The sequence below is a fragment of the Deltaproteobacteria bacterium genome (assembly GCA_016874755.1).
Taxonomy (GTDB): domain Bacteria; phylum Desulfobacterota; class Binatia; order UBA9968; family UBA9968; genus DP-20.
On sequence record VGTH01000069.1, the window covers coordinates 1 to 21,953 of the forward strand.

21 protein-coding genes are annotated in these 21,953 nt (G+C 58.0%); 15 read left to right on the forward strand and 6 right to left on the reverse strand.

The genetic code is table 11. The features are described from left to right. Positions 1 to 13 precede the first annotated feature (13 nt). Entirely contained in the window at positions 14 to 961 is a 948-nt protein-coding gene (locus FJ145_25215; GenBank protein ID MBM4264709.1) for an amidohydrolase, read from the forward strand. A 67-nt stretch (positions 962 to 1,028) separates the two neighbouring features. Here the strand turns inward: FJ145_25215 and FJ145_25220 are convergent, their stop codons facing one another. Beyond that, positions 1,029 to 1,814, reverse strand: a complete 786-nt coding sequence (locus tag FJ145_25220; GenBank protein ID MBM4264710.1) for a hypothetical protein — start codon at positions 1,812 to 1,814, stop codon at positions 1,029 to 1,031. A gap of 234 nt (positions 1,815 to 2,048) precedes the next feature. After that, complete coding sequence (locus tag FJ145_25225; protein MBM4264711.1) at positions 2,049 to 3,398, reverse strand: amidohydrolase; 1,350 nt, start codon at positions 3,396 to 3,398, stop codon at positions 2,049 to 2,051. A gap of 165 nt (positions 3,399 to 3,563) precedes the next feature. Between FJ145_25225 and FJ145_25230 the strand changes: the two genes are divergently transcribed. Beyond that, complete coding sequence (locus tag FJ145_25230; GenBank protein MBM4264712.1) at positions 3,564 to 3,971, forward strand: cupin domain-containing protein; 408 nt, start codon at positions 3,564 to 3,566, stop codon at positions 3,969 to 3,971. Positions 3,972 to 4,370: 399 nt separating this feature from the next. Next, complete coding sequence (locus tag FJ145_25235; GenBank protein MBM4264713.1) at positions 4,371 to 5,327, forward strand: acyl-CoA desaturase; 957 nt, start codon at positions 4,371 to 4,373, stop codon at positions 5,325 to 5,327. Positions 5,328 to 5,530: 203 nt separating this feature from the next. Here the strand turns inward: FJ145_25235 and FJ145_25240 are convergent, their stop codons facing one another. Next, entirely contained in the window at positions 5,531 to 6,478 is a 948-nt protein-coding gene (locus tag FJ145_25240) for an ABC transporter substrate-binding protein (protein ID MBM4264714.1), read from the reverse strand. Positions 6,479 to 6,677: 199 nt separating this feature from the next. On the opposite strand from FJ145_25240, the gene FJ145_25245 reads away from it, so the two are divergent. Next, entirely contained in the window at positions 6,678 to 7,697 is a 1,020-nt protein-coding gene (locus FJ145_25245; GenBank protein MBM4264715.1) for a mandelate racemase/muconate lactonizing enzyme family protein, read from the forward strand. Positions 7,698 to 7,756: 59 nt separating this feature from the next. On the opposite strand, the gene FJ145_25250 is transcribed toward FJ145_25245, so the two are convergent. Then, entirely contained in the window at positions 7,757 to 8,719 is a 963-nt protein-coding gene (locus FJ145_25250; GenBank protein MBM4264716.1) for an ABC transporter substrate-binding protein, read from the reverse strand. 92 nt (positions 8,720 to 8,811) lie between these two features. On the opposite strand from FJ145_25250, the gene FJ145_25255 reads away from it, so the two are divergent. Together FJ145_25255 and FJ145_25260 are read left to right on the forward strand one after the other, a co-directional pair. Further along, entirely contained in the window at positions 8,812 to 9,843 is a 1,032-nt protein-coding gene (locus FJ145_25255; GenBank protein MBM4264717.1) for a transporter substrate-binding domain-containing protein, read from the forward strand. A 203-nt stretch (positions 9,844 to 10,046) separates the two neighbouring features. Next, positions 10,047 to 11,144: a lytic transglycosylase domain-containing protein gene (locus FJ145_25260; protein MBM4264718.1), complete on the forward strand. Its 1,098-nt coding sequence runs from the start codon at positions 10,047 to 10,049 to the stop codon at positions 11,142 to 11,144. 13 nt (positions 11,145 to 11,157) lie between these two features. Here FJ145_25260 and FJ145_25265 read toward each other — a convergent pair whose 3' ends face one another. Further along, positions 11,158 to 12,153 carry an ABC transporter substrate-binding protein gene (locus FJ145_25265; protein ID MBM4264719.1) on the reverse strand — a complete coding sequence of 332 codons (996 nt, stop codon included), beginning with the start codon at positions 12,151 to 12,153 and terminating at the stop codon, positions 11,158 to 11,160. A gap of 130 nt (positions 12,154 to 12,283) precedes the next feature. Here FJ145_25265 and FJ145_25270 point away from each other — a divergent pair, with 130 nt between their 5' ends. Continuing rightward, a complete protein-coding gene (locus FJ145_25270) occupies positions 12,284 to 13,477 on the forward strand; it encodes a thiolase family protein (protein MBM4264720.1) in 1,194 nt (397 codons plus the stop codon). Between the two features lie 148 nt (positions 13,478 to 13,625). After that, positions 13,626 to 14,054 (forward strand): Zn-ribbon domain-containing OB-fold protein, encoded by a 429-nt coding sequence (locus tag FJ145_25275; protein MBM4264721.1) that lies wholly within the window; start codon positions 13,626 to 13,628, stop codon positions 14,052 to 14,054. A 49-nt stretch (positions 14,055 to 14,103) separates the two neighbouring features. On the opposite strand, the gene FJ145_25280 is transcribed toward FJ145_25275, so the two are convergent. Next, positions 14,104 to 15,030 carry a DMT family transporter gene (locus FJ145_25280; protein ID MBM4264722.1) on the reverse strand — a complete coding sequence of 309 codons (927 nt, stop codon included), beginning with the start codon at positions 15,028 to 15,030 and terminating at the stop codon, positions 14,104 to 14,106. 63 nt (positions 15,031 to 15,093) lie between these two features. On the opposite strand from FJ145_25280, the gene FJ145_25285 reads away from it, so the two are divergent. The 7 genes from FJ145_25285 to FJ145_25315 all read left to right on the forward strand — a co-directional run bounded on the left by FJ145_25285 (position 15,094) and on the right by FJ145_25315 (position 21,828). After that, entirely contained in the window at positions 15,094 to 15,627 is a 534-nt protein-coding gene (locus FJ145_25285; GenBank protein ID MBM4264723.1) for a peptidylprolyl isomerase, read from the forward strand. Positions 15,628 to 15,655: 28 nt separating this feature from the next. After that, complete coding sequence (locus tag FJ145_25290) at positions 15,656 to 16,909, forward strand: MFS transporter (protein MBM4264724.1); 1,254 nt, start codon at positions 15,656 to 15,658, stop codon at positions 16,907 to 16,909. Between the two features lie 126 nt (positions 16,910 to 17,035). Then, complete coding sequence (locus FJ145_25295) at positions 17,036 to 18,028, forward strand: LLM class flavin-dependent oxidoreductase (GenBank protein ID MBM4264725.1); 993 nt, start codon at positions 17,036 to 17,038, stop codon at positions 18,026 to 18,028. Continuing rightward, positions 17,905 to 19,053 carry an ABC transporter substrate-binding protein gene (locus FJ145_25300; protein MBM4264726.1) on the forward strand — a complete coding sequence of 383 codons (1,149 nt, stop codon included), beginning with the start codon at positions 17,905 to 17,907 and terminating at the stop codon, positions 19,051 to 19,053. Before FJ145_25295 ends, FJ145_25300 begins: the two co-directional genes overlap by 124 nt. 105 nt (positions 19,054 to 19,158) lie before the next feature. Then, entirely contained in the window at positions 19,159 to 19,884 is a 726-nt protein-coding gene (locus FJ145_25305) for a hypothetical protein (protein MBM4264727.1), read from the forward strand. Positions 19,885 to 19,974: 90 nt separating this feature from the next. Continuing rightward, positions 19,975 to 20,787 (forward strand): VOC family protein, encoded by an 813-nt coding sequence (locus FJ145_25310; protein MBM4264728.1) that lies wholly within the window; start codon positions 19,975 to 19,977, stop codon positions 20,785 to 20,787. 159 nt (positions 20,788 to 20,946) lie between these two features. Further along, positions 20,947 to 21,828: an integron integrase gene (locus tag FJ145_25315; protein MBM4264729.1), complete on the forward strand. Its 882-nt coding sequence runs from the start codon at positions 20,947 to 20,949 to the stop codon at positions 21,826 to 21,828. The last annotated feature ends 125 nt before the right edge of the window (positions 21,829 to 21,953 follow it).

Consider the following 21,953-nt stretch of genomic DNA (forward strand, 5'->3'; position numbering starts at 1 on the left):
CGGTGGTTGCCGCATGATTACGCCGCAAAACGACACGGCCCGCGGCAAAAATTTCGAAGACAAGCAAATCGTATTTGGCGACGATGCCAAGCGCGGCTGGACCAACGAAGTCCAACTCGAAGCGATGGATATCGAAGGCATCGACGTCGCCGTGCTCTATCCGACCCGCGGCCTGCGCGCGATGGTCGACGATCGCCTCGATCCCGAGTTCGCCGCCGCCATGGCGCGCGCCTACAACGACTGGATGTACGATTTCTGCTCGAAGGACCCCGCCCGCCTAACCGGCGCCGGCATGCTGTCAACCTACAGCATAGACGACGCGGTCGGAGAAGCGCGCCGTTGCAAAGAGCAGTTGGGTTTTCGCGCGGTGTTCCTGCGCGCCAATCCGTTGGTCGATCACCAATGGCAAAGCGAATACTACGAGCCGCTGTGGCACGCATTGGAAGACTTGAACTTGTCGATCGGCTTTCACGAATCCACCGGCACCGGCCGCAATCAAGTCGGCGAGCGCATGGAGCCCAATTTCATGCTGCGCCGTGTCTTCGCTCAACCGATTGAGCAGATGCTCGCCCTGGGCAGCTTCTGCGGCGGCGGCATCCTGGCGCGTCATCCGAAGCTGCGCGTGGCGTTCTTGGAAGCCAACTGCAGCTGGCTGCCCTGGCTCCTGTGGCGCATGGACGAGGCCTATGAATTGGACGGCGACGTTTTCGCGCCGGGCATGAACGAAAACCCGAGCGTCTACTTCAAACGCCAATGCGTCGTCTCTATCGAGCCGGACGAAGCGATCGCCACCGACGTGATCAAACAAGTTGGCAATTCCAATCTGGTTTTCTCGACGGACTATCCGCACGTCGACTCGCGCTATCCCGAAGCGGTGAATTATTTTCTCCGCTTGCCGCTCAGTGACGACGACAAGCGCAAGATTCTCTGGGACAACTGCAGGAATTACTACGCCATGTAACAAGGGCTCACGAATTCAACGTGGGTTTGATTTTGTCGGGGCGACCGGCTGGTCGCCCCTTTCCGTTTCAACGATTCAGCAACGCGACCGCTATCATCCCCACCGCCAGCCCCACGGTTTTCTGCCGCGACAATGTTTCTTTGAAAAAAATAACCGCCAGCACGGCGCTCACCGCCACCACGCCGACGCTGTAAATCGGATAGAGCTGCGAGCTTTCCCAGCCCTTGAGCGCCAACACTCGCAGCAGCGCGTAGACGGCCACGTAGTTAACCGCGCCCAATCCTAATCCGGCAACGACGTGCAGCAGGCGAAACTCCTTCGGCGACAGCACGCCTTTGCTCGCGCCGATGACGATGGCCGTCACCAGCGCGAAAGAAAACCCCGACATGACATAACCATGATAGGTCGCGTGGTCGAGGTAATAGGTCTGCAAATATTTGAGGATCGTGAAATAGCAACCGAAGGTGACAAAGACCAATAGCGGCAACAGTTGAAACATTCGCGAGCTCAAGCCGCCGCTTTTCTTATCGGGCGCGGTGCATAGGTAGAGCGCGACGAGAGCGGCGAGCAATCCCGTCAGTTTGGTCAGCGACAGCGAGTCGCCGTAGAGCACGAATGCCAAAACCGACGGAATGGCGACCGACAAACGGCTCGCCAAGGCCGCAATCGCGACGCCGGCGCGCTGCGCCGTGTGCGCCAGCAGAAAAAAATTCACGGCCAAGAGAAAATCCTGCACCGCGGCCAAGGCGATCCACGGCTCAGCCGCCAGCCGCCGCAAGCTCAGCCCCTCTCCAGCCAAGAAACTGCCGATGGCGACGCAGGTGAGATAGTTGATCGGAATCGCCCAAAACAAATTGACGCGCCAACCTTCGAAGGCGCAAAGATCACCGGGATGACGCCGGAGCCGAGGATGGCGAGGACAAGAAAAAGCATGCGTACTAACCGGGTCCGAAGATTGTCATATCCCCGCTTGGAAAAAGGGGGATACAAGGGGGATTTGCCTGGGGCGTGGTGTGGTTCTTATAGCAATGCCGCATGTGTCTCTTAAGATCGGCCAGCGAAGAAAATCTCCCCTAAACCCTCTTTGTCAAAGAGAAGAATTCAGCCGGTTCATTAGATCGCGGTTGGCATCTTTGGCGTCGGCGAGAATCTTTTTGTCATCGAGGCCCGTGAGCTGACGGTCGCGCATGACGACCTTGCCGTCGACAATCACCGTGCACACATCGCTCGCTTTGGCGCAGTGCACGATCTGGCTAAAAATATCGTTCACCGGCGCGCCGTGCACGGTCCCCATGTCGACGAGAATCAGATCGGCGCGCTTGCCGACTTCGATCGTACCGCAATGCGCGTCGAGTCCTAGAGCTTTGGCGCCGCCGACCGTCGCCATGCGCAGCACGTCGTAGGGTTTTATAACGCCGGCGTCGCGGTGATGGACTTTTTGCAAGAGCGAAGCGGCCTTCATGGTATCGAACAAATCCTGCGAATGATTGCTCGCCGCGCCGTCGGTGCCGAGTGCGACGTTGACGCCTTGGCGCAGCATTTCGACCACCGGCGCCACGCCGTCGCCGAGCATCATGTTGCTGACCGGGTTGTGCGACACGGACGTGCCGGTTTCTTTGAGAATGGTAATTTCTTCGTTCGAGACATGCACCGAGTGAGCGAAGATGGAACTTTTTCCGGGAATGCCAAATTGCTGTAAAAACTCGACGACACCGTTCCTGCCATGCCGCTGGCGCACGCTCTCGACCACCGAATGCGACTCAGCCACGTGGGCGCTGATGCCAAGATTGTGCGCATCGGCAAACCTGCGCACCTCGCGCAGCAAGTCCGGTGTGGTGTTGATCGGCGGCGTGTTCGGGCCGGTCATGAAGCTGAGCTGCTTAGCGCTCTTGTGCTTCGCCAGAACATCCTGAATGACTCGGAACGCCTGCTCCGGTCTTTCTTTGGTACAGTCCGGCACGATCTCGCCGGTGTCCATGATCGTGCGCGCGAACACGGCGCGCAGACCGGAGTCTTGGATCGCACGAATGGTTTCCAGCGCGCATTCCGGGCTCGGGTTGAGAAAATTATGCTCGCACACGGTCGTCACACCGCTGCGAATCGCTTCGACACATCCCAAAAGCGATCCTGCGTAGAAGTGCTCCGGCGTCAGCACCCGGGCACAGCCGTAGATGCGCTTTAGCCACGGCATCAGCTCCAAATCTTCCCAGACCGCACGCAGCAACACTTGGTAGAGATGGGTGTGCGCGTTAACTAGCCCCGGCATGAGCACACGACCTTCTGCGTTGATGCACTCCTCATCGCGCGCCACCTCGCGCGGCGCACCGGGTTGCACGGCCGTGATCGCGCCGTCGCGCAGCCGCACCCAGCCGGCGAAGAACTTGCGCTCTTCCGTCATTGGCACGATGAGAGCGTTGGTGATGATCAGATTGCTCATGCGCAAGGGTAACGAGATTCTGGCGATCTCGCCATAGGTAATACACTCCGGTAACGAGAATCAAACCCGAGACGACAGACCCGAGACGCCCAACGCTGCTGCGCCGACTTGACGCATGGCACCTGCGGGACTAAGTTAAGAAAAATTTCGCGAAGGAGGTGACCTATGGCACAAGACGCAAAAGAGTTTCGCCACAAGACTCCCGAATTCGAAGGCCCGAAGAAAACCTGGCAGGTGTGCAACAGCGACCTGATGAAGGTGCAAGTTCAAGTGGTTAAAGACGGCGGTGAGAACAACCTGCACACGCACACCGGCGAAGACGCTTTCTGGTACGTCGTCAACGGCGCCGTGCGCTTCTACGGCGAAGGCGACAAGGAGATTGGCGTTTATCAGAAAGGCGAGGGCCTATTAGTGCCGCGCGGGTTCAAGTATTGGTTCGAGAGTGCTTCGAAGGAACCGCTCGAAGTCTTGCGCGTTACCGCTAAAGATCAAAGCGTCGACAACAAGCGCGTCGATCTCGCGCCCCAGAAGCAGTGGATGGTCGAGCAGAACACCTTCGGCACACGGCAATAGCGCTGGATCCGGAGCAAGCAACCACGAAACACACGAAACAAGACTCGGCCCAGTTTTCGCTTTGTGATTTTCGTGTGTTTCGTGGTTTATCCGAATCGTCGCGCCCTTCGTCTCTTCGTGGTGAAAGTATCTCAGAGGTCTCAATGCGCGTCATCGATTGCGATGCCCATGTTGAAGAGAGCGTCGGGAGTTGGTCCTATCTCGATCCGGAGTTTTCCCTGCTGCGGCCGATGACAAAACCGGGGACTTTGCGCATTGCGGCACAGTCTCACGAGGCCGCGGGCCGGCGCAGCGTCAAACTCCCGACAACGGTCCCCTAACCGCCTGGCGCGATTTTTTTGTCCCACCCCCCGGATTCATTGTAGTCAATTTGAGTGCATGCTACCTTGCACGGAATTTATGAAAATAAGTTCATCGTTCGTCCAATGGTTTGACGCCGACTATCACAACCCGAATTCCACAGCAAAGATTCGCGATATTGACCGCGTCAATTGGCTGCGCTGCGCGCCGTTTGTGCTATTGCACCTGGGCTGCCTTGGCGTGTTTCTCGTGGGCTGGAGCTGGACCGCCGTCTGGACAGCTTTCGCGCTCTATTTTGTGCGCATGTTCGCCATCACTGGCATCTACCATCGTTACTTCTCACACCGCACTTTCAAAACTTCGCGCCCGGCGCAGCTGGTTTTTGCCATCATTGGAGCGGCTTCGGCGCAGCGCGGCCCGCTTTGGTGGGCGGCCAATCACAGAAACCATCATCGCGACTCCGACACGCCGGCCGACCCGCATTCGCCGGTGCAATACGGCTTCATGCGCGCGCACGCCGGCTGGTTCATGTGCACACGCTATTACGCCACCCAATACAACCGCATCAAAGACTTTGCCAGCTTTCCAGAACTCGTGTGGTTGAACCGCTTTGACAAAGCAGTGCCGCTGGCTCTTGGATTGCTGATTTATCTTTGCGGCGCCGCCCTGGCGCGCACCGCGCCTGAGCTTGGCGTGACCGGCATGCAACTATTTGTCTGGGGATTTGTCGTCAGCACCACCGTGTTGTTTCATGCCACCGCTAGCATCAACTCGGTGGCCCATGTGCTTGGCAGCAAGCGCTACGACACCGGCGACGAAAGCCGCAACAACTTTCTCCTGGCGCTGATCACACTGGGCGAAGGATGGCACAACAACCACCACCAACATATGGCCTGCACCCGACAGGGCTTTTACTGGTGGGAGATCGATATCACCTACTACATCCTGAAAATCTTATCGTGGCTGGGCGTCATCTGGGACCTGAAGCCAGTGCCGGTCAAGGCCTACGATCCGGCGGAGCAACTTGCCGGTAAGAAGCACTTGCGCGCGGCGTGATCGCCTACTGCGAGCGGCGACCGAAGTCCCTTAGGCCGACTCGGAGGTTTCAGCCGATCATGCGAGCACGATGAATCGCGCCCCTCCATCCGAATTCTTCTTTGCGCTCTTTGCGTTTTTTGCGGTTAAATTCTCCGATTCCCAACCCGGGCGCGCAGCGCTTTTTGTGATCCCTTGCGCTCTTTGTGGTAAGGTCTCCTCCGTCACTTCTGTCCCAGCTCCGTCATTACTTCGTTGGCTAAACGCAAGTCCATATACTCGGTCACTTTCCGCTTCGGCTTGGTATTCAACGCGATCGCCTGCCATTGCGCCATCAGCTCGACGCCCTTTTCCGTCGGCACGGGAACCAGGGCATCGCGAATCATCTGGTAGGCGTCCTGCGCCGCGTCGCGTTCGAGCTTCAACCTTTTCATGGTAATCTGCAAGGCGTCTTCCGGATTGTCGCGCGTGTGGATCACCGAGCGCACGATGGCACGTACCATGCGCCGCACCATCTGCGGATTTTCTTTGATCGTTCGCGACGTCGCCGCCAAGCCGGTAAACGCCGTGTCTTTGAAAATATCCGCCAAGCTCACCAAGCGCTTTAAGCCAGCCTTCGTAGCGAGATAGTCGGCAGGCGGCGCCAGCAGCGCGGCAGAGATAATCCCCTGTTTCATCGCCGTAATCTTCGGTTCGTTGCCGGGCAAGTTGATGTATTCGACCTCTCTGTCCGGGTTGATCTTGTTCAGTTCGAGCAGCGCTTTGGTGCCCGCCGCAGTGGAACCACCGAAGGTAACACCGATTTTCTTGCCCTTGAGATCGCTGATCTTTTGAATGTCCGTCGTCACCACCATCGAGAATGTCGGCCGCCCCACTTGCTGGGCGAGAATCATAATGTCGTTGCCTTCCCACACCGCCGGCATCTGCGGCCCGATGGAAAAAATAAAATGAATCTGGTTGGCGATCAGCGCTTGCACGGCAGTCGCCGCGCCGCGCACGAAGATCAGCTCCAAATCCAAACCCTCTTTTTTGTAAAAGCCGCGCTCGGCCGCCACCATCATGGGCAAGATCTGTATGCTCGGCGACGGAAACGCGCCGCGCACCGGCTGAGCGTTGGCCACTGCGAGCGTCACAAACCAGCTTGCCATCATCGCAAAAATCGTGCGTGCCATCGGCGAGCCCCTCCCGAGCAAGAGTTAGGTCTCGAATAACCTGCTAACCCGCCTTCGTCAAGCATCTCCACGGATTTGACTTAAACTGACCATCCAGCTAACTGTCGTTGCCAATCGCTGGAGGTGATTTCTGCAAATTACCGATGTCAAAGCCACGCTTCACCGCGTGCCGGTGGAAGTGCCGCTGCTCAAAGAGAAGATCGTCACGCCGATTGCATTCGTCACGGTCGAAACCGACCTTGGCGTCACCGGCTACGGCCTGACGCGCGGCTCGCAGCGCTTCGGCGTCAGAGAGTTCATCAATCGTGAAGTCGCGCCATTTCTCAAAGGCAAAAATCCGCTGGAAACCGAACGCGTCTGGAACGCGCTGATCAAGCAATTCAACGCGCGGGTGCAGACCGGCATGTGGAGCTCGGCCGTGAGCGCCATCGACATCGCGCTCTGGGACATCAAAGGCAAGCACTACAAGGAACCGGTTTGGCGCCTGCTCGGCGGCGCGCAGAACCCGGTGCAGGCCTATGTGACTTTTGGCCTCAAGCAATACAATAAAGAACAGTTGGTCGAAGTCGCCAAACAACTGGTCAAACAGAACGAGACGCGCTTGAAGATGGTCGTTGCCGTCGATCCGGAAAATCCGAAAGTCGACGCCGAGCGCGTCAGAGCGGTAGGCAAAGCCGTCGGCAACGACGTCGAGCTGATGATCGACGCCAACTATCTATTCTCATACAACCGCGCGCTCGAGCTCTGTAAAATGATCGAGCCCCTCGGCATCACCTGGTTTGAAGAGCCGGTCTATCAGAACGACGCTTTGTTGCTCGCCGATCTGCGCCGCAACACTTGCATCCCCATAGCCGCGGGTCAGAACGAAGGCCACCGTTTCCGTCATCGCGAGCTGATCGCGAGCCGCGCCGTCGATATTGCGCAACCCAACGTTGGCTCCGTCGGCGGCTACACCGAAGCGGTGAAAGTCGCCGCGCTGGCGCAGGCCTTTAACATCCCCATCGCCAATGGCGGCGGCTGGCCGCACCACAACATGCATTTACAAGCCGCCATGGCCAACGGCTGGCGCGTCGAATTTCATTTCGAGATGTGGGGTGTGGGCGACAAGATCTACAAAGAACCGGCGGCGCCCGATAAAGGCTGGGTGACGCTACCCGAAACGCCAGGCCTTGGGTTGGAGCCCCGCTTCGATGCGCTGAAAGAGTTTGAAGAGCAGTGAACTGTCATCTGTCCGATCCGACCGATCGGCCCGATCCGCGAGATCGCTTGGGAGTCTGGTTACCTGCCGCCTTCCAGTTCTTTCCACACCTGGCGCGCCAGCGAGAAATCTCGGATCTCGTCCATCGGCCGTTTTTTCTCGCCGAGCTTGGCGATCAGTACGTCGAGCTCGGCGTCATTCATCAAGCCATCGCGCACCAGCGCTTTCATCTCGACGTCATAGGAATGGTTCGCCACCTCCTGCGATTGCGGCAGCCATTGCATCATCGCCTGCACCGATTCCGGTTTGTTGTCCAAGATGTAACTGTGCGAGCGCAGCAGCGCGCGGAGGGTTCGGCGCACCACCGCGGTGTTTTCTTTCAAAAATTTTTCCGCAGCGAACACACCCGAACCGGGCACGCCGACTTCCGGCGGGCCGGCAAACACGGTGTAGCCCTTTTGTTTGAGCATCAAATCCTGCGGCGTCGCCAGCGCGACGACATCGATCACGCCCATCAGCATCGCTTGATAGCGCGTTGACGCATCGCCGATGACAATGGGCTGCACCCCGGTGGGGTTGAATCCTTTCGACAACATCAACTCATCGGCGACCAGATGATCGGAGCCGCGCAGGGTCGCGACTCCCAGTTTCTTGCCTTTGAGCTGCTGAATGTCTTTGATCTCCGGACGCGCGATCAAAAAGTATGGGCCTTTTTTCTGATGCACCAGCACCAGCTTGATCGGAAAGCCCTGCATCATGCCGCGAAACGTGCTGGTGAACGCGTCGGCGTATTGCACGTCGCCGTTCACCAACGCCGTCGCGCTGAGCCGCGGGTTCATTTGGATCAGCTCGACTTCGAGCCCTTCGGCTTTGAAAAAGCCTTTGGAAATGGCGATATGTTTGGGCGCCACGACATTGCTGCGGCTGGCAATGGCGAAGCGAATTTTCTGCGGCGCTTCGGCGCTCATCGCCCGCCCGTTCCACAGCGTTGCGATCGTCACGCTTATGAACACCATCGACAGTTGCAGCCGCGCTCGCTTCATCGCTCATCCTCCTGGGTCTTGACGATCTTTCCTATAGCACAGCCGCGCCCCGCTCGACTAGAAAAAACTTTGCCCAGCGCTGGCACTCAGCAATGATTTTTAATATAGATGCACCGATTCCAACCAAAGGGGTGCTTATGCGCGGTCATCGCTTGAAAGTTGTCGTCCTCGTTTTTCTTTTTACCGTTGGTTTATTTCCCGTTCACGCGCGCAGTGCGGAATTGATTCCGCTGCGCGCCACCTACGCTTCGATCGGCGGCGCCTTCGCGCCGTTGTGGATCGCGCAGGACAAGGGAGTGTTCAACAAGTACGGCCTCGCGGTGGATTTGAAATACATGCTATCGGCCACCGGCACACAAGCACTGCTCTCCGGCAGCACCGACATCGTCAACCCAGGCACCGAGCTCGTCGAAGCCGGCCTCGCCGGCGCGCGCGTCGCGTTTATCATCGGCATTTTGAACCGCGCCGTGCTGTCGGTGTACAGCAAACCGGAACTGAAACAATTTACCGACCTCAAAGGCAAAGTGCTCGGCGTGACGCTACCTGGCTCGACGACGGATTTGGCAGCGAGAATGTTGATCCAGCAAGCCGGCATGGTGGCGGGTAAAGATATTCAAGTCACCCACCTGCAAGGCATGCCCGACATGATCACCGCGCTGGCGCAAGGCCGCATCGACGCCGGCATCGTCTCGGCGCCAACAACTCTGCGGGCAAAACAGGCGGGACTGAAAGAGTTGGTGGATATCGCCGCGCGTAATATTCCGATGATCCACGCCGGCCTCGCCACCACTCGGGATTTTATTAAGAGCGATCGCGACAAAGTGCGCCGCTACGTGCAAGCCTACATCGAAGCCAACAAAATCGCGCGCACCGATCCGGAAACCGCCAAACAAGTGATCGCCAAGTGGACCAAGACCGACAACAAAGAAGATCTCGAGGAGACGTACAACACCTACGTGAAAGCCTGGGAGCAAGCGCCGTTGGTTTCGCTTCCGGCAATGCAAACGGTGCTGAACTTCGCGATCAATCCAAATGCGAAGACCGCCAAGCCCGAACAGTTCATCGACAACTCGTTTGTCGCCGAGCTGGAAAAATCTGGTTTCATCAAAGAACTTTACAAGTAAGCGGCGCGCGCAGAATCGTCACAGATTTGCAAACGTCGATATTAGTGGAGTTGCAGCTGAACTTAATTGCGTTTTATTTTTCACCCCAAGACAACATCGCTTTAAAATTTCGCAAAAAAATTCTCGCAAAACGTCTGGATTTCCGCGGCAATGTTTTATAGAGATTAACACGCTCGCAGGAAACTGCGTCCGCGGAGGGCTTCATGTTTATCGCAAAGAAATTCTTCCTCGTTCTACTCGTGCCCTGCTTGTTCACTATGAGTTCCGTCACAGGCAAACTTCACGCCGAGGAGAATCCGTTTCCGGTGCCCAACGGTTTGCGCGATGCGGTCGATTTCTGGAAGAAGATTTTTACTTTGTATAGCGAGCACGAGATTGTCTTTCACAATCCGGAGGATCACAAAAAAATCTACAGCGTCATCAGCGTCCCGGAGAACAAACAAAATCTCAATGCCCTGATCAACGCCGAGCGCGCCCGCATCATCAATCAATACGGGCTGCACGGCAAAACCGACCAGGTGCGCAGCCAGCGCGGCGCGCGCGAGCAGTTCCAGATCAGCCATGAGCGCTCGCAACGTTATCTCACCGGCATGCGCCGCGTCTTTCGCGAAGAAAAGCTACCGGTCGATCTCGCCTACTTGCCCCACGTGGAGTCGGCCTTCGACAACAGCGCGCGCTCGCACGCCGGCGCGTTGGGTATTTGGCAGCTGATGCCGATCGCCATCGTCCGTTTCAACCAGGGCGACATGCGATTGGATCCCTATGCCTCGACGCGCGCAGCCGCCAAGATCTTGCGTGAAAATTATTTAGGCTTCGGCAAAAATTGGCCGTTGGCGTTAACCGCTTACAACTTCGGACCAACCGCCGTCGCCCAGGCGCGCGACGCGGTCGGTTCGTCCGATTTGGTGACGATCATCCGCGAGTACAACCATTCGCGGTTTGGCTACGAGCCGAAAAATTTTTACGCCGAGTTTCTCGCGATTCGCGAGATGCTAAACAACAAAGAGGCGCCGTTCTTGACCCGGCGGCCGTTTCAGCCCTTCCGTTTTCGCGAAGTGAAAATCAAAAAGGCCGTGCCCGTGCAGTCGCTCCTGAAGACGGCCGCGGTGCACGAGCGCCAATTTTTCGATTGGAATAAATCGCTCGACAGGCGTGCTGAAGAAGTTCCAGCCGGCTATGCCTTGAATCTGCCCAGAGAGCGCATGGAGCGCTTTATTTCCGTGCACCGCCAGCTAGTCGACACACCGCCGGTCAGCCAGCTGGCCTCCGCCCGGCCACCGCGCAAGCGCTTAGGATCGTAGCGTCTTGTGCCAATCACGATCCGCCCAGTTTTTTGAAAATCCCTTCCTTCTCCAACTCGTCAATCACCGAGTGATCGATGAACTCCTCGGCTTTGCGCCCTTTGAAGTCGGCATTTTGCTCGGCGTAAAACGCCAGCGTGTCGCGCGTTCCAGCCATGTTGACGCGCGGCGGCATTGAGAAACGCGGCGCGAAGTAGTCGTAGGTCGCGCGCACGGTTTCCATGTCTTCGATGCGCATGCGGTTGGCAAAGACTTTCATGGTGCGCTCACGTTGCGTCTTGATGACGTGAATCGCTTCTGCGTAAGCGCGCGTGAAACGCTTCACGGTATCGCGGTTGTCGCGCAGAAAGCTGCCCTTCACGTTCAACGTCGACTGCGGAAAGTTGGTGCTCATCTCGCCCATGTCGGCCAAGATGCGAAAGCCGGCTTTCACGGCGATGTTCAAGTGCGGCGGCGAAAGAATGACCGCGTCGCTGCGTCCGGCGATCAGCCCGCCCATGCGTGTCGGCGCATCACCACCGATGATCACTTGGAGGTCGGCGAGTTTCATGCCCCATTCTTTCAATGCCAACTGCAGCGCCAGATCGTTGGAACCGCCGAAGTTGAGAATGTTGACCTTACGCCCGCGCAAATCCTTGGGCGTGCGAATGTCGGGCTTCACGACAAACGCGTAGGGAAACTTGTTGTACGATGCGGCGAGCACTTTGATGTCGAGCCCTTTGGCGCCAGCGGCGAGGGGTCCGGTTACCGACCCCGTGGCAAAATGGGTGCTGCCGCCCATTAAAGCCGCCACCGAGCGCGCGCTGCCGGTGATCATGATGACTTCGATGTCGAGGCCGTGTTTCTCGAAAATCTTCAGGTCCTTGGCCACCCACACCGCGCTTTGAAAACCAGCATGACCGCCGTAGTCGGCGATGAGTTTTTCCGTCCTCTCTGCCGCCAACGAAAGATCCAGCAAACTGGCAAACAGCCCCAGCCAAGCGAGAACCCATGTCTTGATTAATTTCATCCAAACTCCTTATCGGTCCGCGAAATATTAGGGGGTCGGCCACAGCGGGTCAAGATAGCCGGCTACTTTGGCTTGACAGTTACGCGGCACTAAAATATTTCTCCAAAGACTAACGAAAGGAACGAGTCTCATGAGCATTCGTGGAAAAGCTGCAGTCGTCGGCATCGGCGAAACGCCGCTCGATCGCCTTGGCAGCAAGCCCGGCGAGCCGCGCAAATCAACGGCGGAATATCTCGCCTGGGCGGCGCGCATCGCAATGGAAGACGCCGGCCTGACCAAAAAAGATTTTGACGGCCAGGGGCTTGCCGCCATTTACACCACCAACCACTCACAACCGTTTTGGCCCGAAGAAGTGGCCGCCATTCTCGGCATTACGCCGGGCGTTTCCATGGCCGGTGGCAATGGCGGCGCCAGCTCCGTGTCGCTGCTCGGCCACTGTGCCGCGGCGATCAGCGCCGGGCTCTGCGATCTCATTCTCGTCATCGCCGCGGCCTCGCCCTTTGGCGAGCGTGGCGGTCACCGCGGCGCCCATGCCGACACGCGCGATTTCGAAATGCCCTTCGGTGTCATGGGGCCGAACTGCAAAATTTCCTTTGTCATGAGCCGCTACATGCATGAGTCGGGCATGACCGAAGATCACTTCGGTAAGATCGCTGTCACCGGCCGCTATCATGCCTCGCTCAATCCCAATGCCTACCTGCGCAAACCGATCACCATCGACGATTACAGAAAGTCGCGCATGATCTCCGACCCGATCAGGCTGTTCGATTGCGTCATGCCGGCCAACGGCGGCAAAGCCTACATCATGACTTCCGCCGAGCGCGCCAAATCGATGCGCAAGCCGCCGGTGTACCTGCTCGGCTGGGGCGAGTGCAACAACGCTAGCTTCGGGCCACGCTACCGCGCCAATCCGCTGATCACCGGCATCACCCAAGCCGGCAAGCGTGCCTTTGAGATGTCCGGCGTCGCCCACAAAGACATTCGCTGCTTGAATCTGTATGACGACTACATTCCGGTCGTCATGATTCAAATCGAGGACTTGGGTTTTTGCGGCCGCAACGACAAAGCGTTTTTTGAAAAGACCGACTTCACGTTTAAAGGCGACCTGCCGATCCAAACCAGCGGCGGCATGATCAACTGCGGCCAACCGTCGACCACCGGCGGCATGCTGCACGTCATCGAAACCGTGCGGCAAATCAGAGGTGAATGCGGCGAGCGCCAAGTGCCCCATATCAAATTCGGCATCTCCACCGGCGTCGGCGCGGTTAACTATGGCAAAAATTTCGGCTGCACCGCGGCGGCGATTCTTGGCAGCGAAGCGTAGTTTTGCGCGACGATGAAAGGATTATTTCACGAAGGAGGCACGAAGGACACGAAGATGACGGAAGCCTTTGACAAAATATCTTTTCCGAACTTCGTGTTCTTCGTGTCTTCGTGGTGAATCTTTTTAGCCAATTACTAGGAGCTCTAACATGGCAGAAGAAAAAATAGCCAAAAAACCCCTTCCCGATGTTACGCCGGTCAATCAACCCTTCTGGGACGGCGCCAAGGCCGGCAAGTTGATGATGCAAAAATGCTCGAGCTGCAAGACCTGGGTCTTTCCGCCCCGGCCGGTGTGCGGCGACTGCGCCAGCGACAAACTCGAATGGGTGCAGACCGGCGGCAAGGGAAAAATTTTCTGCTTCACGATCATCCGTGAAGTGGTCGGCACCGCGCTGCGCGGCTTCGGTCCCGATATCCCCTACGTCACCGCCTGGGTCGACCTCGACGACGGCCCGCGGCTGTGCAGCAACGTGATCGGCTGCCCCATCGACAAAGTGCACATCGACATGAAAGTGGAAACCGTCTTCGAAGACACCGGCGACGGCCTGACCTTGCCCAAGTTTAAACCCGCCGCTTAGGTGTGTAATTGTTTCGTTGTGTAGGGACAGGTCGCGACCTGTCCCTACATCACCGTCCCGTGATCAGCGCGATCCCACCGACGATCAACAGCACGCCAAGCAGCACGAGCTTGTTGATTTTCTCTTCGCCGCGCAGAAAGAGCGCGGTAAAAGCGAGAATGAACAGCGGCGTGGTGTTGATGATCGGACTGACCACGGACAGATCGCCCTTGTGCAAAGCGCGGAAGGTAAAGAACTGGCCGAACAGCGCGAAGATCGCCGCGCTCAGATAATACGGCAAGCAACCGCCGCGAAACTTGAGCGAGCGGCAACCGCCGGAGACCGCCAGCGATCCGACCAGGCAGAAAAACGAAGTCGTAATGCTCACCGTCGAGGCGAGCAGCGGCTCGCCGGTCACGTTCAATCCGAGCTTGCGAATATTTTGTGAAATCGACGCCAGCACCGCCGCGCCGAGGGGGAACAGCAGATCGATCTTGCGCCACTTCTGTTCGCCGGGCCTTTCGTAGGAAACCAACCAGATGCCCGCCACGGTCATAAGCGCGCCCCAATAGACCGACAAACCGGGGCGCTCGCCCAGCGTGAAAAACGCCAGCGCCAGTGTGAACAGCGGCGCGATGCCGCGCAGCGGACCAGCGCGCGACACGCCAAGGCGCATGATGCCCATGTAGAACATCACGCGCACCATCGCCGGTTGGATGACGCCGCTGGCGGCAAAATACAAATTGCCCGGATGAAAAATTTGCGCCGTCGAATAGTGCCACAGCACCAGCGGGATCAGCGCCGCCACATTGACCGAAAAACTGATAAATGCGGCGGTCGACGCATTCGAATAAGCGGAGCCTTTGCGGACGAGAATCGAGTCCACCGCCCAAGCGGCGGCGGATAGGAGCGCCCAGAGCTCAGGAGTCATCGCCGGCGGTTCAAACTTTCTAGCATCGCCGCCTTTGTAGCACAGCGTAACCTCGTATGGTATCACAAGAGGACACTGACACGACGAATTCACGAGGAAAGAATGAAAAAACTATTGGGCCTTTTGGCCATGAGCGGCGCGGTTTTGGGTGTGCTCTTTTTTCTCACCAGCGCATCGGGCCCGAGCGCGAGCCAACCGCAGCAAGCGATCACCCTCAAGCCCGCCAGCGTGATTCAAGACGGTTCCATCGTTTCGATCGAATACACGCTCACCGATGACGCCGGCGCAGTGCTCGATTCGAGCGTCGGCAAAGAGCCGCTGACCTACATTCAAGGCGCCGGGCAGATCGTCGGCGGTTTGGAACGCGAGATGAATGGCCTCAAAGTCGGCGATCGAAAGAAGGTCAAAGTGAGCCCGCAAGATGGCTATGGCGTCGTCAGCGAAAAAGCCTTTCAAGAAATTCCCCGCGAAAAAGTCCCCGTTGAGGCCCAGAAAGCCGGCGCGAGCTTTTTGACTAGGAGCGGCGATGGGCGGGTGATGCCGATCCGCATCCGCGAAGTGAGAGATAGGACCGTCGTTGTCGACCTCAACCATCCGCTCGCCGGCAAGACTCTGCACTTCGACGTCACGGTCAAAGACATCAAAGCCGCCGAAACCAAATGAGCAATGCTTGGAGTACCATCCCCGCCCCATGTCTCCCGGTTTTTTCTACGGCTACGTCATCCTCGCGCTTTGCTTCGCCAACATGGTGGTCATGCGCGGCGTCAACGGCGCCTTCGGCGTTTACTACCTCGCGCTGTTAGAAGAGTTTCACTGGTCGCGCAGCGACGGCGCTTCCATCGCGTCGATTAATTTTCTCGTTTATGCGCTGGCGTCCCCGGTCGTCGGCTTGGCCTTCGACCGGCTCGGCCCGCGCCTGCTCATGCCGGCGGGCGCAGCGCTGGTCGGCCTCGGTTTAGTTTTCTCCTCCTTCTCGTCTTCGCTGTTCGGTCTCTATTTTTCCTACGGCATTGTCACCGCACTGGGACAAGGCGCGCTCAGCTTCGTCGGTCACAACGCGCTGATCTCTTTTTGGTTCGTGCGCCGGCGCGCCACCGCGATTGGCATTGCATCGATGGGCCAAGGGTTGGGAGCCCTCGTGATGGTGCCAGCAACGCAAATCCTCGTCAGCGCCATCGGCTGGCGCTGGACCTATATCGCCACAGGTAGTTTGTGCCTGCTGGTTTTGTTGCCGGCCAACGCCCTGCTGCAACGACGCTCGCCGCAGGATGTCGGGCAGTTTCCCGACGGCGAGGTACGGCCATCCGAACCGCGCAGCGGCCGCCATGCCAAGCGCGCCGGCCAACGTGACTGGACACTAGGCGAAGCGGCGCGCTCGGTGCCTTTTTGGTGCATCAGCATCGGCCACTTGGCGCTCGGCACAGCGCTGTTTTTGATCAACACCCACGCCATCGCCCACTTTGTCGCGGTGGGCTACGAAAAACTCGCGGCGTCTTATTATTTTGGCTTCATCGGTTTTATCCGCATTGGCGCTACTATTGTCTGGGGCTCGGCCTCCGATCGCTTCGGCCGCAGCGGCGCCTACGGCCTTGCCACCGCGGTGACGGCCGCCGGCGTCGGCTGCATGATCGCCATGACCTTCGGCGCGCCGCTCTGGCTCGTCTATCTCGCCATCGCGCTCTACGGTCTCGGTCACAGCGCCGGCAACCCGACCTATGGGTCGGTGATCGCCGACATTTTTTCCGGCCACAAAATCGGCTTGATCTTTGGCTTTCTTGAAGTAAGCTTCGGCATCGGTAGCGCCATCGGCTCGTGGTTGGGCGGCTATCTCTTCGACGTCACCGGCACCTATGCTTGGGCGCTAGCGGTCTGCCTGGTTTGCTTCGTCATCTCAGGATTAGCGATTCATATTTGCGTGCGCTGGCAAGCAAAACACACCGGATAATGGAAAATGAAACTGCCGTTTGGAAATAGCTATTATCGATTGTCCATTGGTAGGGTGCGCCGCGCGCACCATCCGAACCTTCGTGTCCTTCGCGTCTTCGTGGTGAATAATTCCTAAGGAGATCCCATGAATTTCTGTCTACACGGCTCCGCGCGCACGGTCCAGGAAGCCGTCGACCGCGCCAAAAAAGCCGAATCCCTGGGCTACGAAGCGATCTTTTTCGCCGACAGCCAGATGGGCAACGTCGACCCATTTCAAGGCATGGCAATGTGCGCGATGCAGACGAAAAAAATTCGCTTCGGCACCGCCGTCACCAACATCGTCTACCGTGACGCAACCATTGTGGCAAATTCCTTCGCGACCTTGAATGAAATTTCGAATGGCCGGGCGATCGTCGGCATGGGCACCGGCGATGGCCCGGTTTACAGCCTCGGGCGCCACGCCACCAAGCTGGTTGATTTCGAAAAAGGCCTGCGCAGCATCCGCGATCTGCTGCACGATCGCGGCGTCGACGTGCCGAAAAGCAAAGAGCGCGCCGGCGGCAACGTGCAGTTAAAAGTCGGGCAGCGGCCGGTGCCGATCTATATTTCCGCCGAAGGGCCGAAGACTTTGCGGGTCGCGGGAAGGACCTGCGATGGCATTATTCTTGGGACTGGATTCGACAGGGCCGTGACGGAATGGGCGCGCAAGAAAGTTGCCGAAGGCGCCAAAGACGATGGCAGAAACTTGTCGGACATCGACATCATGCCCGCCGGCATGATCGTCGTCGACGACAACGGCGATCTCGCGCGCCGGCGCGTGCGCACGCGCATGGCCAACCGCGCCCATCATAATTTTCGCTTTACCATGGAAACCGTTCCCGAAGGCGAAGTCGCCGGGGTGCAGAAATTCATGGATCATTTCGATATCTCCAAACCGATTGAAGAGCGCGTCGATCCCGATTTGGTCACTCCCTACCTGCTCGAGCGCTTCACCATCGCCGGCGCGCCGGCGGAGTGCATTGCCAAAGTGAAGCAGTTGGAGGCCGACGGCGTAAAGCGCATCTTGCTAACGCCGCCCAACGCCATCTACGAGCAAGTGATGGAAAAGTGGGGCAAGGAAGTGATTCAGAAATATTAGCCAATCGGCAGCGGGCAATAGGCAATCGTAAGGAGAATATCACATTGCGATCCTCAGTCCTTTATTTTTTGTCCTCGACCCTGGTTCTACTCGCTGCGCTCGTCGCGAAGCCCGGCGACGCACAGGCGCAATTCACCAAACTGCGCGCCAGCTTCGCCGGCACCACCGGCTATCACCTGCCAATCTGGGTGCAAAAGCAGGAAGGGCTCGATAAAAAATACGGCCTCGATCTGGAGATCCTGTTGATCGCCGGCGGCTCGCGGATCATTCAAACGCTGCTCAGCGGCGAGCTGCTGCTGACTCATTCGGGGGCCTCGACGGTGGCGCGCGCCGGCATCGCCGGCGCCGATCTCGTCATGATCGCGACGGTGATGAATCAGGTGAACTGGCGCATCGTCGCGCGCAAAGAGATTCGCGATATCAAAGATTTAGTTGGCAAAAAAATCGCCATCGCGTCGCGCGGCGGGTCGAGCGAGCTCGGGCTGCAGCTCGCGTTTAAGCGCTGGAATCTCGACTTCAACAAAGTCGCCCTGCTCAGCTTGGGCCCAAGCCCAACGCGCATGGCAGCGCTGCGCGAAGGCGTGGTGGATGCAACGGTTTTCGCCTATCCCGAACTGCTCATCGCCACGAAAGAAGGCTTCCCGGTACTCGCCGACTTGCGCCCCTACGCCGATCTCACCGATACTTCGGTGGTCGTTACCCGCTCCACCTTGGACAAACAGCGGCCGCTCTTGAAGCGATTTCTGCAGGGCTACGTCGAAGCCATCGCGCGCGTGAAGAACCACCCCGACTCGGCCTACCGCGCGCTGTCGCGCTATACCGGCGTCAGCGAGCGCGCTGCCCTCGAAGAAACCCGCAAGTTTTACGCCGACAGCTTCAGCGAGATTCCGCGCACCGAAGCCAACGGTTGGCGCAACCTGATCGCCACCCTCGGCAAGAGCGAAGCCGAAATGGCGCGCTTTCTCGACATGAGCCTCCTCGATGAGCTGCAGCGCGAGCGCTTCTTCGAACGGCTCGGCAAGTAAAGAACCGCGGCATTGCGCCTGCGGGGTTAGCAGCCCCGCAGGCGTGGTTTGACTTCACCGGCCATTCCAAATAGAACCACGGACGGCATTTGAACGCTCTGGATTATGCAGATTCTGAAGGCCCGCTCCTGCCCGCGCTGCGGTTTTTTTCTCGGTTACTCGACGACCCGGTCTTTCAATAATCGGCGCACAGCCGTCCTCGGTTCTTGCTTGCACTGCGACTATCGCCTGCCGGTGCGCGCGGTTCTGCGGAGTAGCCATCCATCGGCGACCCAGAGCGAACAAAAAGTTTTGCATCTAACACTGCTCGCGAACTCATCGACGATGGTACCGCGGCAACCCCGTCTTGGCGGTAAAGCTTCCCTCCCGCCAGCGCGACGCTGCGCCCGCGAGTTGCGCGCCGTCGGTCAAGCTCTCGAGCAACTGCACCTGAAAAATTTCAGCTTGCGGCGCGACGGCCGCTCCTATCTGATTTGGGATCACGATGGCGTGTTGACGCCAGCCGGTGCCGGGCTATCGTTCACGCACCGGCGCGCCGGAAAAACTCCCATGTACCGGTTCGACAGCGACGATATCGTGCGCATCGAGCGCGACGGCATCAGCCAACGCAGCCAATACTTTCACCCGGTTGACGGCCGCAAGCTCTCGCATCTCCTGCGCACCCTCGGGGCCCACGTCGAGCGCAGCGGCCGACGGCTCATGGGCATTCACTGGCGCGAGACATCGGTCGGCGTCATCGTTGAATCGCGCGGCCGCTGTCGGGTGGAGCCAATCCGTACCGACATCCTCTATGACCTTTGGGTACGCATGTACCTGCGTCGCGCGCGCTGAGCTTAGCGCCACGAGTTCCGAGCTCGACAGTTGCTGTTGACAGGTCGAGCCATCTCTGCAAACAATTCCGGAAAACGAGTAGGAGCGTATATGTTCACAAGCATAAGACATATCGCCGTGATGACCGAAAACTGGGACCGCGAAGCAAAGTTCTATCAAACCATTTTCGGCATGAGGAAGATCACCAACGGCATGACCGACGAAAAAGGCGAGTACAACAAAGACCGCGGCCACTTGAGCGACGGCGTCATCGGTCTTGCTCTCCTGCAACGCCAGCCCGGCTTTCGCTCCGGCATGGACCACTTCGGCTTTGCCGTCGACGACGTCGAGCTAGTGAAGAGCCGCGTCAAGCAGCACTACCCCGACATTTACATCCATCAGAGTCAAAGCCACGTGCCCTTCGCCGGCCTGCGCGGCCACGACCCGGACGGCAACCAATACGATCTCTCCCAAAAAGGCATGGCCAACGTGCGCGAAGGCTATGTCGAGTTCGGCTGGGAACAGCCGCGCTGGATCAATCATGTCTGCATGCGCAGCGGGCGCACCGAACAGATCGCCGAGTTCTATCAAAAAGTATTCGACCTGCGCCCGGTGGAAGGCCTCTCAGGCGACAAAAGCTACTATCTAACCGATGGTAAAGTGAGCCTAGCGATCCGGCCCTGGAGCATGGTCACCCACCGCGGCTTCTACTCCGGTCTCGACCATTTCGGCTTCAAGGTCGACAATCTCGAACAGACCAAAAAAGACATCGACGCCCTCGGCAAAGCCCACCCCGCCTCGGCGGTGCGCCGCGTCGACATCGGCCGCGACGGCGCCAATCACTTAAAGAATCTCGAAGCCTGCAAACTCTGCAAGCACGCCATCTCCGACCCCGACGGCGTGCTGCTCGATCTGACCGATTAGAGCGGTATTACATCATTAAACAATCTGCGGATTCACAACTGGCCGGGGCACCACCCCGGCCAGTTTGCGTTTGGAGCCGATGAAAAACTTGCCACCTTGAATACTGAAATTCAATTCAGTATAAGGCGAATTGCATCATGAAACCTAGGAGGAAACACCATGGAGCCAGCCAAAATTTACCGACTCAATAGAAATCAACCAGCGGCAAAACCGCCAGCGGCGATGATCCACTCATCCGGCGTGCCGCAGAAACCCAAGCTGCTCGACCAAGTGCGCAATGCGATTCGCTCGCGCCATTACAGCCCGAAGACCGAACAGAGTTATGTTCACTGGATTAAGCGCTTTATCTTTTTTCACAACAAGCGGCATCCAGCGGAGATGCGCGAAAAAGAAATCGCGCAGTTTCTTTCCAGCTTGGCAAGCGAACTGCGCGTCAGCGCATCGACGCAGAATCAGGCGCTGAACGCCCTCTTGTTCCTTTACCATCAGGTCTTGGTTACAGAGATCGGCTTTGTAAACGGCGTCGTGCGCGCCAAGAAAGCGCCGAGACTCCCAGTAGTTTTGACGCGGGGTGAGACTCAGACGCTCCTGCAACACCTCTCTGGCTGCGAAAGACTGATGGCGACGCTCCTTTACGGCGCAGGATTGAGACTCATGGAATGCTGTAGGCTGCGGGTTAAAGATATCGACTTTGCGCAAAACCAGATTCTTGTCCGCGCCGGGAAGGGCGATAAGGATCGCTACACGATGCTTCCAGCCGCAGTCAAAGAGGATCTCCGTACTCATCTGGAGAACGGTAGGCGACAGCACCAGCATGATCTTGACCAGGACTTGGGCCGAGTCGTGTTGCCCAACGCTTTGGATCGAAAATATCCGAACGCAGGCAAAGAATGGGCATGGCAGTGGGTTTTTCCCGCAACACGATATTATTCCGACCGCGTTACGGCCCAACAGTATAGGCATCATCTCCACGAGTCTGTGCTGCAAAAAGCCGTACGCGAAGCGGTCCGCAGCGCAGGAATTTCCAAGCCGGCAACCTGAGCCGTTGTCAATAGGTGTGTAAAAAGATACTAGGCGGCGACCCTCATCTCTTTGCCATTGTCATACTTCGTCCCGCGCGCTACTTTTCCGACAAGCTGTGGTGCGTTCAGTTTGCGGAAGCTCTT

Excerpts from the sequence above, each read along its gene's own strand:
- FJ145_25265 (MBM4264719.1), bottom strand. The coding sequence starts at position 12,153 with ATGAAATTAATCAAGACATGGGTTCTCGCTTGGCTGGGGCTGTTTGCC.
- FJ145_25295 (MBM4264725.1), top strand. The coding sequence starts at position 17,036 with ATGAATTTCTGTCTACACGGCTCCGCGCGCACGGTCCAGGAAGCCGTC.
- FJ145_25275 (MBM4264721.1), top strand. The coding sequence starts at position 13,626 with ATGGCAGAAGAAAAAATAGCCAAAAAACCCCTTCCCGATGTTACGCCG.
- FJ145_25250 (MBM4264716.1), bottom strand. The coding sequence starts at position 8,719 with ATGAAGCGAGCGCGGCTGCAACTGTCGATGGTGTTCATAAGCGTGACG.
- FJ145_25315 (MBM4264729.1), top strand. The coding sequence starts at position 20,947 with ATGGAGCCAGCCAAAATTTACCGACTCAATAGAAATCAACCAGCGGCA.
- FJ145_25240 (MBM4264714.1), bottom strand. The coding sequence starts at position 6,478 with ATGGCACGCACGATTTTTGCGATGATGGCAAGCTGGTTTGTGACGCTC.
- FJ145_25270 (MBM4264720.1), top strand. The coding sequence starts at position 12,284 with ATGAGCATTCGTGGAAAAGCTGCAGTCGTCGGCATCGGCGAAACGCCG.
- FJ145_25255 (MBM4264717.1), top strand. The coding sequence starts at position 8,812 with ATGATTTTTAATATAGATGCACCGATTCCAACCAAAGGGGTGCTTATG.
- FJ145_25235 (MBM4264713.1), top strand. The coding sequence starts at position 4,371 with ATGAAAATAAGTTCATCGTTCGTCCAATGGTTTGACGCCGACTATCAC.
- FJ145_25310 (MBM4264728.1), top strand. The coding sequence starts at position 19,975 with ATGTTCACAAGCATAAGACATATCGCCGTGATGACCGAAAACTGGGAC.
- FJ145_25290 (MBM4264724.1), top strand. The coding sequence starts at position 15,656 with ATGTCTCCCGGTTTTTTCTACGGCTACGTCATCCTCGCGCTTTGCTTC.
- FJ145_25215 (MBM4264709.1), top strand. The coding sequence starts at position 14 with ATGATTACGCCGCAAAACGACACGGCCCGCGGCAAAAATTTCGAAGAC.
- FJ145_25305 (MBM4264727.1), top strand. The coding sequence starts at position 19,159 with ATGCAGATTCTGAAGGCCCGCTCCTGCCCGCGCTGCGGTTTTTTTCTC.
- FJ145_25285 (MBM4264723.1), top strand. The coding sequence starts at position 15,094 with ATGAGCGGCGCGGTTTTGGGTGTGCTCTTTTTTCTCACCAGCGCATCG.
- FJ145_25260 (MBM4264718.1), top strand. The coding sequence starts at position 10,047 with ATGTTTATCGCAAAGAAATTCTTCCTCGTTCTACTCGTGCCCTGCTTG.
- FJ145_25225 (MBM4264711.1), bottom strand. The coding sequence starts at position 3,398 with ATGAGCAATCTGATCATCACCAACGCTCTCATCGTGCCAATGACGGAA.
- FJ145_25230 (MBM4264712.1), top strand. The coding sequence starts at position 3,564 with ATGGCACAAGACGCAAAAGAGTTTCGCCACAAGACTCCCGAATTCGAA.